The following is a 12191-nucleotide window of genomic DNA, read 5'->3' as shown; positions in this document are numbered from 1 at the left end:
ACGGCGGGCAGTTTACGGCACTATGCACCGTAAACTGCCCGCCGTTTTTTGTGGAAGCTAGCCAATCAACGCAGGAAAGCGTCAGAATTGATGTTGTAGCCTATAATCCGAATAGAATCATGCGCCCCCTCCCGGCGCATGGTGAAGGTTTCAACGGCTTCTCCCTTTTCGTACTTGTTCTTGTATTGCAGCACGTACTTGCTGGCTGGGTCGGAGCCGCTGACTACAACGGTTTGCCATTGGCCCAATTCTGTGCTTTTGAGACGGCCCAGTATTTCATTGCGTTTAGCAACCATTTTCTCCATTTTTTCGCGAGGAGAGACCTGCCAGAACTGCTTGGAAAATAAACGGAAGTTTGCCGCCGTGCTGTCCATCTGCTGATTGGAAAAATAATCCAGTAAAAACTCTTCTGCTATCTGCTTGTCCTCTTCGCTGTTTGTGCGCGAAGAGTTCAGATGACAGCTAGTGAAGGGCACTGCTAGCAGCAGGTAGCAGGCGGTAGTATAAGTACGGAGTGAAGAGAAAGCCAACAAAATGAGCGAATAGCGTTGAATGATTGTTGGCCCAAAATACAGTCATTTGCAGGGTATTCGGCTTGCTCTGGACGAATTACCTCAGTAGCTGGCTAAACACCCGAAGTTCCCGTTTTAAAGGCTGGTACACACCAGCTACATGCCCTCTAAACTCCCACTCGCCATGTCGTTGCTTTTCACTGATTTCACCTCTTGGCGTGCCCATTGTGCCGCCACTGGCGAGCCTCTCTACCAGCCGGTGCTGGCCTACGAAATCGAGCAGAAGGGCCGCACCGAAGAAGAAATCTGGGATGGGTTGCAGCGGGCCTACGACGTGATGCGCGACGCCGTGCAAACCGGCCTCACCCAGGACATGACCTCCCGCTCGGGTATGGTGAACAACGGTGCTAAGAAAATTGCCGCCTCACCCATCACGGTGTTGTCGCCGGAGTTCAAGAACCTGATAATGCGGGCGTTTGGGGCCAAGGAGGTGAATTCGTGCATGGGCCGGGTGGTGGCTGCTCCCACGGCGGGGGCGTCTGGCATTTTGCCCGGCGTGTTGGTTACGTTGCAAGAATTACACAAGCTGGAAGACCGCCAGATTCTGGAAGGCCTGCTGGTGGCGGCGGGTATTGCCCTCATCATCGAGCAAAATGCCTCGCTGGCTGGCGCCGTGGGCGGTTGCCAGGCCGAAACCGGCTCGGCCGCAGCCATGGGTAGTGGCGCTATTGTATACTGCCTCGGCGGTTCCGCTGATCAGGCGTTTGCGGCGGTGGCCGTTACCATCCAGTGTATGCTTGGGTTGGTCTGCGACCCGGTGGCCGGGTTGGTGGAAGTGCCCTGCGTGGTGCGTAATGCTTCGGCGGCGGCCATTGCGTTCAGCTCGGCCCAAATTGCCATTGCCGGCATCGACCCGGTTATTCCGGTGGACCAGTGCGTGGCAGCGCTGGGCGAAGTAGGCCAGAGCATGGAAACCCGCTACAAGGAAACCGCCCTCGGCGGCCTCGCCAACACCCCCCGTGGCCGCGAAATCGAGAAGATGGTGTTGATTCAGGACGTGGACATTCTGCCCGACGAATCATAGGTTATTTTTTCTTTTTCAAAAAATAACCTACAAACCTGGGTGTATAAAAAAAGAGCCTTCCCAAGTGGGAAGGCCCTTTTCAATGTCAGAAAGCAGCGTTGCTATTCTTTGGTGATGCGGCGCACATCGAGGCCGCCCTCCGTGCGGGCACGCAGGATGTACACCCCAGCGGGCAGCTGGCGCATATCCAGCGGAGCGGTTTGCACGCCGCTCTTACCCGATACCGAGGTACTTAGCACTAACTGGCCCACCGCGTTGTACACGTTCAGCTCGGTGGCTTTGGTGTAGCCCTTCAGTTCTACCGTCACGTTGCCGTCGGCGGTAGGGTTGGGGAACACGCTCAGGGCCGAACCCGCCAGCGGCTTCACGCTGCTGTTCACAATGAGTGGCAGCGAAGGCAACGACGAGCAGCCCGTAGCCGGATCGGTTACTACTACTGTGTACGAGCCAAACTGTGCCGCCGAATTCACCACATAGGTCGGGCCGGTAGCTCCTACAATAGCCACACCGCCCAGGTACCACTGGTTGCCGGTAGGGCTGCTGCTGGTGAGCGTGGTAGTAGCGCCGTTGTAGGTGGGCGTAAACGTCGGTTGAGCTGGACGGGCATTGATGGTTACCGCGAAAGTAGCCGTAGTGGCCGCGCAGCCACCGGCCGCCGCAATGGTATTGGTTACGGTGTAGGTGCCAGCCGTGCTGGTGCTCAGGTTGATAACGCCGGCTGAGGAAATTACCAGGCCGGTGCCCGAAGCCGTGAAGGTACCCGCCGTAGCGCCCGTGCCCAGCACTGGGGCGGCCGTGCCCGTAGTGCCCACGCAGTACGCTGCGTTGGCATAGGTAAACGTAGCCACCGGCGCCGCGGTAATCGTCACGGTGAAGGTAGCCGTAGTGGCCGCGCAACCGCCAGCGGTTGCAATGGTGTTGGTAACGGTGTAGGTGCCCGGCGTGCTGGTAGCGGGCGTGAGGGTGCCCGTGCTGGCATTCAGGCTAAGGCCCGCCGTGGAGCTAAACGTACCGGCCGAAGCTCCCGTGGCAAATACGGGCGTTGCGGGCGTGGTACCACTCACGCAGTAGCTGGCGCTGCCGTACGAGAAGGTAGCTACCGGCGCCGTAGTGATAGTGACAGTAGCCGTGGCCGAAGCTGGGCAGTTGCCGCCTACGCTGTACGTCACGGTGTAGGTGCCCGGCGTGCTGGTGGCCGGCGTAATGGCCCCTGTAGTAGCGTTGATGGTCAGGCCCGTAGTGCTGGCGAAAGTACCACCGGTGGTGCCCGTAATGGTTGGCGTGGCGGCGGTGCCGCTCACGCACAGCGTGGAGCTGGCGTAGCTGAACGTGGCCGTAGCGGGAGCAGTAACCGTTACGGTAGCCGTAGCCGATGACGGGCAAGGGCCGCTTACGCTATAGGTCACGGTGTAAGTGCCCGGTGTGCTGGTCGCCAGGTTGATAGCGCCAGTTGTAGCATCGAGCGTCAGACCGGCTGTGCTGGAGAAGCTGCCACCGGCCGTGCCCGTAACGGTAGGCGTGGGGTTGGTGGTAGCGCCCTGGCAGTAGCTGGCCGCCGCGTAGCTGAAGGTGGCCGTTGTGGCCGGGTTAATTGTCAGAACGGTTTGGGCGGTGCCGGCGGCGCAAGTGGTGCCGGCCGGGCCAGCGGCCGTGAGCGTAATCGTTACGCTGCCGGCCGTTACATCGGCGGCCGAAGGCGTGTAAGTGGCGTTCAGCGTGGTAGCATCCGGCGAGAAGGTGCCCGTGCCGGTGCTGGTGTAGGTGCCCGTAGTAGCCGAGCCGCCAATAGTGCCCGTCAGCGAATAAGCCGACGTGCCGCAACTGGCCGCCGTAGCGGGCAGCGTAGCCGTGGGAGCAGGCGTCACGTTCACCTGGATAGGCGTACGCGTGCCAGCGCATGAGCTGCCAATCTGCCAGTTGTAGAAATAGTAATAGAACCCGGCAACGCTAGGCCCCGTGATGGAAATAGTGCCGCCAGGCGAAGTGTAGGGGTAACCCGTCAGGTTAGCGCCTGCATTATCGCGCAGCAACCCGCTCTGCGAAGCCGCCGACAGGTGAAGCGTGTAAGCCCCCGCTGCTGGCACAGTGTAGTTCAAAGGAATTACATAAGGCGCTACGCCGGTAGTAGGGCCGGCTGGTACGGCAAAGGCCGTCGTTTGCCCGCTAACTATTGCTCCGCTGGTGCTGGAGCCCGTGCGCAGGTCAATGGTAACGGTACCAGCGGCCTGTCCGGCGTTGAGGTACACCGTTACGCTGGCAATAGTGGTAGGAGTCGTGGCCGTGAAGTAAAGGGCACCACCCGTCTGCGGGGTCTGGCCGGTGCTGGTGTAAGCGGCGGCCCCTACGTCTTCCTGCGTGCTGGCTACTGCCTCCACGAAGTACTGCCGCGAAGCGGTGAGAGCCGGCGTGGTAAACGAGGTTCCCGTAGCCAACGCCGTACCGCCCGTAGCCGCATCGAAGAAGCGAATTGTGGAGCCCGTAGCAGCTGTAGCCGTCAGGGTGGCCGTGCTGCCTTCGCAAATAGCTACGGGTGTATTTGTGCCGGTTACCTGCGGGTTGCTCACCGTTATGGTTACTACGTTGGAAGTAGCCACAGTGGTATTGCAGGTGGTGCGGGCGCGGAAGTACGTGGTCTGGGTGAGTACTGGCGTGGTAAAGGTGGCACTGGTAGCACCGCTGATGTCCGTAAACGTTACGTTATCGGTGCTCTGCTGCACCTGAATACTGCCATTGGCCGAGCCCGTGAGGGTCAGGGCTGCGGTGCCGCTCACGCAGATTGCCGTGGTGCTAGAAGCCAGCGTACCAGCGGCTGGGGCGGTTACCGTCCGGGTTGGGGCTGGGGTTAGTACATCGTTGGCTGGCGTAGCATCACCCGTTACTGTGGCCGTTACGGCGAAGGAATAGGTGCCGGGGGCCGTCATGTCCAGCGTACCGGGCAGGGTTACGTTTTGGGTGGCGCCGCTGGCCAGTGTGCCCGTGTTGAGGGTGGTCGTGAAGGTTTGGGCCGGGCCGCTCGGTGGCGTTACCACTACCGTTACGGTAGCCGGTGCGGTGCTGAAATCAATAGCGGCGCTACCTACCGTCCGGATGGTTACTACTACGGGCTCGGCTGGGCTGTAGCAGGAGTTGCTGGCAGCCGGACCAACCAAAGCCGTAGGGGTCAAATCAGCCGTTTGGGGCAGCGCGAATTCGTCGGCTCCCAGGTCGGGCGTGGTGGCCGAGCGGGCTTCCCCGTCGTAGTCCACCGTCACCGATACGGGCGTGCCCACGTTGTTCAGGTCGAAGGAAGTGGTGTGCAGATCCGCCGCCGAAACAAACCCCGGATTAACGGATACCGAGTTGGCGTCCTGCGTGGTAGTGGTGCGCAAATCAGCCAGGGTAGCCTTATCAGCCGCTACATACGCCAGCACGGCGTTGCCGCCGCTCACGTAGTAGTCGTTGTAGTTGATGGTGCCGAAGCTGGCGGCCACGGTGGCATAAAGGGCGTAGCTTTTGGTGCCCGCGCCGCCGGTCAGGGTGTTGGCCAGCACGTTGTTGCGCAAGTCGAGGCCGGTAACCGAGCTGGTTGTTACCAGCAGTGCCGCGCTCAGGTCGCTGGTGGTAACGGTGGTGAAGGCGCCGGTCAGGTTCACCGAGTTGTAGTACACCTTGGTGCCCGTACCGCCTGCCAGCCGAATACCGAAGGGGTTGAAGGTGGTAGAAGAACCGTCGCCATCGGTGATAATATCCGAAATCATGTTGTTGCTGATTTCGTTGCCCGTAGTGCCCGTGGTGCTGGAAATGCTCACGCCGTACGCGCCGTAACCGCTGGTGCTGGTCGAGCGCAGGTTGCTGATGTAGTTACGGCTTACCACTGCATTGGCTACGTTCGAGCCCAGGTCAATGGCCGCAATGCTGATAGAGGCGGTGGTTTGCATGCCCACCACCCGGTTCTGGCTGATTTGCGGTGCCGCGGCGGCTAATACATCAATACCCCGGTACGTAACTGTGGTAGTGGCTGTGCTGCCGCCTAGTTGGTTGCCGGTTATTTGCAACCCATTGAGCAGGCCAGTGCTGGTGCCGCGGGCGTAAATGGCCTCGTAGGCGCTGCTGATGGCGTTGTTCTGGATAACCAGGTTGTCGTTGTCGCCGCCGGTGCCCGTGGCGCTCAGCGTGGTGCCCGCCGCGTAAATCCCGAAGGCCGTGGAGCTGGTAACGCTGCCACCCACCACGTTCAGGTTCTGAAGCGTGATGTTGGTAGCGCCCGCCGCGTCGCCCAAACTGCCCACCCACACCACGGCCGAAGAACCGGTGTTGGCGCTGGTCAGGGTCAGGTTGCGGGTGGTAGTGCCGTTGGCCGAGCCATCCACCGTTACGTAATCGGTGCCGTTGAATTGTAGCACTGCCCCGGCGCTGCTGCTACCCGTAATGCTGGCCGTTACGCCCGTATTAGGCTTGATGGTCAGGGTGTTGGTGGCGCTGGCATCAGCGTTGGCGTTGAACGTCACCGGGAACGTTTCGTTGGTGCCGTACGTGGCGTCAAGCAGGGCAAAGGTTACTGCTCCGCCGAGGTTGTTGTTGTTGTACGCAGCCGCGGCAGCCGTCAGAGTTGGGTAGGTGCGAGTAGGGTCTGGCGAAGTGCCCGCGCCCACGTAATACGTACCACTCAGCGCGCCTTGCACAAAAAACTGGTTTGGGGTGCCGGTAAAGGCGGTGCCGGGCGGGTTGTTGCCCGTGGCGCCTACCGGAACCGAGCTTACGTTTTGGGCCGGTGCATTGTCTTGGGCCGCCACGTAGTACTGCACTACGTCGAAGCCCGCTACGCCGCCAATGGCCGCAAAATCAAATGTAAAGGTGTAGTCGTTGCCGCTCACGCTGGTAGGATTCACGAAGCTGTAAGCGCCGCTGTTCTTGCGGTAGTACAGGCGCGGCGCGTTGGCCCCCGTTCCGATGCCGCTGGCATCCGTAATGGTGGCCGTCAGCGTGCGGTTGGCGGTGCTGTTGGTGTTGCCCAGCGCCGTGTACGCAATGGTTGGGCCGCTCAAATCCTGGGGCGTGAAGCTGCCTTCATCGGCCCCCATGTCGGGCGTGGTGGTGTTGCGCGTGTCGCCGTCGAAGTCGGTGGTGATGCCGCTGATGGGCGTGCCACCGGCTTCAATCTGGGTTGGCGTGGTGGTATTAACGTGCAGGAAGCCAGCATTGCTGCCAGTGGTGCTCAGGAAAGCCACATCCTCGGTAACCGAAACCGTTTCCCGGGGGGCCGCAAACGCCTTATATGTTACAATGGTCTGCTGCGGGTTGGTAACTGTGGCCGTAGTGCCTTCCACGTAAATTACGTTGGTGGCTGAGGGCGCGCCAGCATAGTACAAGTTGTTGTTGGAACTGCTGCCCAGGTTGGTAGGCACCGTGCCGGCCGTACCAGCGGCGCGGCGTAGCGCTGCCGTGTAGCCGCCCGTACCCGCTGCCGTCGATTTGTTCACCACCACGTTGTTGCGCAGGTCAACCGTCGTGGGCGTGCCCGAAAAGTAGATGCCCGAGGTGCCAAACGTGGCGCCCGTGCTCGTGGCATTCAAGTAGACGGTGTTGAAGTAGACGTTGATGGTTGTGCCCGAACTCAAAAACAAACCGGCCAGCGCGTTCAGGCCGGTTGCAGCCGGGGCGCGCAAGTCGCCCACCAGGTTGTTGTGGATGGTAACGGTAGTGCCGCCGGCGGTGTAAATACCGTAGATAGTCACGCCCGTACCAGTACCCGACAGGTCGTACACCTTGTTGCGGTACACGGTGGCGGTGGTAGGCGAGGTGTAAATACCATAAATCGTGCTCGATGTACCCGTAGTAGCTAGCCCGCTCACGGTGTTGCTATAAGCCGCATAGCCCGAAAAGCCCGTATTGGCGAAATACAAGCCGTAGATAGTGCCGCCCGAGCTGATGTTGCTCACGGTGTTGCCGTTGAACTGCGAAGTTGTGCTGCCGTAGGTGGTATACAGGCCGTAAATCGTGCCTGTACCGCCCACTACGTTGCTCACAGTGTTGCCCGTGCGCACCTGCGTTTCTGAGGCCGCCGTGGTCGAGTAGATACCATAGTATATGCTCGAACCGGCTACCGTCACGTTGCCAAAGGTATTGTTGCTTACCGTCTGCGTGCCCGTGCCGGAGGCGTTGTTGTAATAGCCGTACACCGAACCCGAAGTACCCGTGCGGTTTACGCTGGTAATCTGGTTGTTCTGCACATTGGTCACGGCGGCACTCGTGTTGTTGTAGTACAGGGACGTGGTGCCCGTGTTCGAAAGCGTGGCGCTCAGCGAGTTGCCGGTCATGTTCACCGTGGCCGAGGTAGCCGAGTTGTAGATACCGTTCACCGTAGCCGTGGTAGCCGTGGTGTAGCTCAGCGCTACCGTGTTGCCGGTGATGTTGATGGTGTTGTTGGCCGCCGTAGCACCCGCCCCGTTTTCAATGCCCGACAGCTGCGAGGTTGTCGCGCCGCTGGCCACCGTCACCTGATTGTTGGTGATGTCGATGTTGGCCGAAGTGCCCGAGGGCGTGTAGATGCCGCGTAGCGTGCTGGTCACCGTGCTGGCCGCCACCGGCGTCGAGGCCGTGGCGGAGGTGTAGTTCAGCGTGCTGTTGATGGTATTGCCACTAATGCGGAAGCTGATTTGGTTGGAGCCACCGACGCCCCAAGCCGAAGCCGAACTGCCGAAGTTGCCCACCGTGTTGCCAGCCGTTACCCCAATTTCATTGTCTGCATCAAGGAAACCAGCCGCCGAGCTACCCGAGAACTGAATGCCCGTGGCGGCGTTGGTCACCACGTTGCCGAACACCTTGTTGTTTGAGTTGATGCCCGACGCTGCCGTTACCGTTAGCGCGGCGGTGGCCGTAGCCAGCGAGTTGGCGCCGTAAATACCGATGCTGTTGGCGTTGGTTTTGTTTAGCGTCACCACTGCATTCTTGATGACGTTGAACTGCGCCCCGTCCGTTGCTGAGGCGCGGAACAGTGCATAGCCGAACTCCATCTGGGTAGTGGCCGTCGTGTTGGCGGCACTTTCGCTGATGCTGATGCCATCGAAGGTCACGTAGTCGGAACCCGCCACGCCCAGCACAAAGTCCAGCGTGGCACTGGTACCCACGCCGGCCGTCAGCAGTGGGTTGGCGCCCGTGCCCGCTTTCTGGAACACAATGGGGTTGGCGTTGGTGCCGGTAGCCGTCAGCAGCAGATTAGCCGCCGTTTCGGTGTACCCCGCCGCAATGTTCACCGTGACCCCACCCGCCGGTACGCCGTTGGTGTTAAGGTCGGTGATGGCCGCCGCCAGGCTGGGGTAGTCGCCGGGCAGGGTGCGCACCACCTGGGCCTGAGCGGCAGTGCCCCCAAGCAGGCCCAACAGGGCCAACACTGGTAAGCGCCGGAGCCAACGGCTGGTTTGCTGCGGTGGCACGAGGGTGGGAGGCACCGTCGCAGCAGTTTGTAAAGCTGTTTGCATAAAAAGGGAAAAAAGGATGGTAAATGAGTAGTAAAGGCAATAGGTAGTTGAGCCAACTAGCAGAGCAGAAGGCTAATGTGAAGAGCAGAGGCAGGAAAAGGGCGAAAGCAACAAGGCTTCGAAGGAAAATAACGTGGATAGTAACTCAGCGTACCAAGCCGAGTAAGCAATAGTAAAGTGTGCCTGTAAAGGAGTTTAAAGCACCAGAATAAGGATAAGGGGTGGCAGAAAAGATGTGGCCTAAGCAATAATTGCTTGATAACACCGGGCGGCATAGTACAACTTAAGCGCCCGAAAATACAGATTTAGTAGAATTATTCAATTGATAGCAACTATATATTTTATATGCGCTTTTCAAGCGCGCAGAACCCGCCGGCTCGGCAGAAATCCGGCCGTGAATAGCCCGCATATTTCAACCTGCAATCAGCCAGATAATGAGCAGGCAAACTGCTGTAGCCAGCCACGAAAAAGGGTGGGCTTAAGTGAAAACTATTGCTCGTTGCCAATCATTCTCTGGTCGGGCGACATGGTGAGGCGCGCCAGAAAGTCCAGCGCTTCGGTATAGCGCCCACGTAGGCTGTGGTAGGTTTTCCAAGCCTGCTCTAAGTCGGGCTGAAGTTGTAGGCCCGCTGCTTGCAGCTGTTCGCAGGCGCTCATAAAATCCTGGCGGCGCGGGTCTTCAATCGGCGGGTCTTTGTCTTCGGGCTGCTTCGCTGGTTCAACGTGGGCCCGCTCGTGAAAGAAACGGGTTACCCGGTTCATGGCCACGCAGCCCGCCTTAAAGCATATCTCTACATTGGGGTTGCGGGGTTGCGCCACCGTGCTGATAAGCAAAGCCGCCGCGTCGAGAATAATGCCCGCGGCTGTTACCCAGGAGCGGCCTGGTTGGGGTGAGCGGAAAAAGGAGAGGATAGGCAATGAGGTGTGCGTTTCCTCTATTTCCACAAACCACTCTTCCCAATCCTGCCACTGCGTGTTGTTGTCCTGCGATGAGCCAGCCCGGTTCAGCCACACAACCAAATCAGTGGCCGAGTGGCTGGGGCTAGAGCGCAACTCCAGGCGGGCTACCACCAATTCGCGCCGCGAAAAGGCCTGGTACATGGTCGGTAGGTAAGAGATGAGCAGCGTCAGCAGCAGCAGCCCCATGGTAGCCTCTGCAAAAGTGAAAATGGTGATGATGGGGCCGCGGGTTTTGTGGGTGCCCAGCGTGAGCAAGGAGCTACCGCTCAGCTGGTAGCTTTCCAGCCAGGAGCCTTCGTGCAGTGCCCAGTAAATGGCCGTGAAGCCCAACGAAATAACGGCCAGCCACACAATGGGCAGCGCCACTAACCCTACCGGCGCGTACAGCGCCATTATTCGGTCGCGCTGGGCGTAGGTGCGGCCAAAGCGAGTAATCTGCTCGAATACGAATCGAATACTCGTGAATACTACGTTGTTGAGCAGCACCGACTCGTTGCGGGGCAGCACAAACGAGCGGATGGCCGCCAGCACGGTATGGATAATCAATAGGACGCCCGCTGCAAAGGCTACTACCCGGAACACAAGATCAAGCATATAGCTACGAAAAGCGCCTCCCGTTGAGGCTGCCTTTGTACTCAGCTTACTGGCCCAAGGTTGGCTGTCAGGGCCGGAGTGGCAAAGCTAAGTGACTTCCGCGCCTTCCAGAGTTGCTTGAACGACTTAGGAGCCACTTGCAGCGCGTCGCGGCGCTTGCTCCAGCCTACCTGGCTGAGCAGGCGCAGCAGCACCCAGTTTTTGGCGCGGGCAGGCAGCAAATCCAGTAGGCGGCGGTTCTTCATGGCCACCAGCCACAGCCGGATGGCGGTGCGTTCTTCCTTATCGGTGAGTTGCTCGCGCACGGCTTGCTGCCGGTTCTGGAGCAGCAGATTATGAATCGGGATTTTCACAGGGCACACCGAGGTGCAGGCGCCGCACAAGCTGCTGGCGTAGCTCAGGTGCTTGTTGTCGGCCATGCCCGCCAGGTGGGGGCTGATAACCGAGCCGATGGGGCCGGAGTAGGTGGTTTCGTAAGTATGGCCGCCGATGTTCTTGTACACTGGGCAGATGTTGAGGCAGGCGCCGCACCGGATGCAGTTCAGGGCTTCGCGCTGGGCGGGCTGGGCCAGCAGGTTGGTGCGGCCGTTGTCGAGCAGCACCACAATCATTTCGTCAGGGCCGTCTTTTTCCAGCGGCTGGCGCGGACCAGTGTAAATGGTGTTGTACACCGTCACTTGCTGGCCGGTGCCGCTGGTGCTGAGCAGCGGCCAAAACAAGGCCAAGTCTTCCAGCTTCGGAATCACCTTCTCGATGCCCACAATGGCAATGTGGGTGCGCGGAAATGTGGCCGACAGCCGGGCGTTGCCTTCATTCTCCGTAACGGCAATGGCCCCAGTGTCGGCAATCAGGAAGTTGCCGCCCGTGATGCCCACTTCGGCGGTGGTGTACTTGCTGCGCAACAGGTGCCGGGCCGTGAGCACCAGCTTCTGCGCGTCGTCGGTGTACTCAATGCCGAGATGCTTGACGAAGATGTTGGCAATGTCGGTTTTGCTCAGGTGCATGGCCGGCGTCACGATGTGGTAGGGCCGCTCCCCGTTCAGCTGCACAATGAACTCGCCCAAGTCCGTTTCCACCGACTCGATGCCGTTTTGCTCCAGGAAGTGGTTGAGGTGGATTTCCTCGGTGGTCATGCTCTTGGCCTTCACCACGGTTTTGGCCTTGCGCCGGGCCATAATCTTCCCGATTTCGTGCAGCGCCTCGTCGGCGTTCTGCGCCCAGATTACCTTGCCACCCCGCGCCGTGAAGTTGCGCTCGAACTCCAGCAGGTACTCATCCAAGTGGTTGATAACCTTGGTTTTCAGGTACGATGCCCGTTCCCGCGCCAGCTCGTGGTCTTCGTAGAAACCCAGGCCGGTGCTCACGGCAGCATTATACTTGCCGATGTTGAATTGAATCTTGCGCCGGTGCTCCAGGTCAAACGCCTTGGCGTCGGAGTCGGCTAGGAACTGGGCGGCTTTGTTGGCAGCGGGCGTGGTGGTGGTCGTCGGATTCATAGCGGGCGGCAGATGGTCAGCAAATATAAAACCCGCCGGCCCCAGATGGGTTCCGGCGGGTCTAGCGGTTGTTCTGGTATGGTTCCCG

The 12191-nt window shown here is 59.7% G+C and carries 5 protein-coding genes; 1 reads left to right on the top strand and 4 read right to left on the bottom strand.

What is annotated here, in order from left to right; all coding sequences use genetic code 11:
- Positions 1-65: 65 nt before the first annotated feature.
- Positions 66-476 carry a hypothetical protein gene (locus J0X19_RS09800; protein WP_206984178.1) on the bottom strand — a complete coding sequence of 137 codons (411 nt, stop codon included), beginning with the start codon at positions 474-476 and terminating at the stop codon, positions 66-68.
- 220 nt (positions 477-696) lie between these two features.
- Between J0X19_RS09800 and sdaAA the strand changes: the two genes are divergently transcribed.
- The gene (gene sdaAA, locus J0X19_RS09795; RefSeq protein ID WP_206984383.1) at positions 697-1596 is read left to right on the top strand and encodes an L-serine ammonia-lyase, iron-sulfur-dependent, subunit alpha; all 900 of its coding nucleotides are present in this window, start codon (positions 697-699) and stop codon (positions 1594-1596) included.
- Positions 1597-1697: 101 nt separating this feature from the next.
- Here sdaAA and J0X19_RS09790 read toward each other — a convergent pair whose 3' ends face one another.
- The 3 genes from J0X19_RS09790 to J0X19_RS09780 form a co-directional block, all read right to left on the bottom strand.
- On the bottom strand, positions 1698-9053 hold the full coding sequence (locus J0X19_RS09790) for an Ig-like domain-containing protein (RefSeq protein WP_206984177.1): 7356 nt from the start codon (positions 9051-9053) through the stop codon (positions 1698-1700).
- Positions 9054-9542: 489 nt separating this feature from the next.
- A complete protein-coding gene (locus tag J0X19_RS09785) occupies positions 9543-10607 on the bottom strand; it encodes a hypothetical protein (protein ID WP_206984176.1) in 1065 nt (354 codons plus the stop codon).
- A 41-nt stretch (positions 10608-10648) separates the two neighbouring features.
- On the bottom strand, positions 10649-12103 hold the full coding sequence (locus J0X19_RS09780; protein ID WP_206984175.1) for a LutB/LldF family L-lactate oxidation iron-sulfur protein: 1455 nt from the start codon (positions 12101-12103) through the stop codon (positions 10649-10651).
- Between the last annotated feature and the right edge of the window lie 88 nt (positions 12104-12191).

Source organism: Hymenobacter telluris, assembly GCF_017313265.1.
In the GTDB taxonomy this organism is placed as follows: Bacteria; Bacteroidota; Bacteroidia; order Cytophagales; family Hymenobacteraceae; genus Hymenobacter; species Hymenobacter telluris.
Note: the sequence above shows the minus strand (reverse complement) of the source record. Positions and strands in the feature narration are given on the sequence as shown.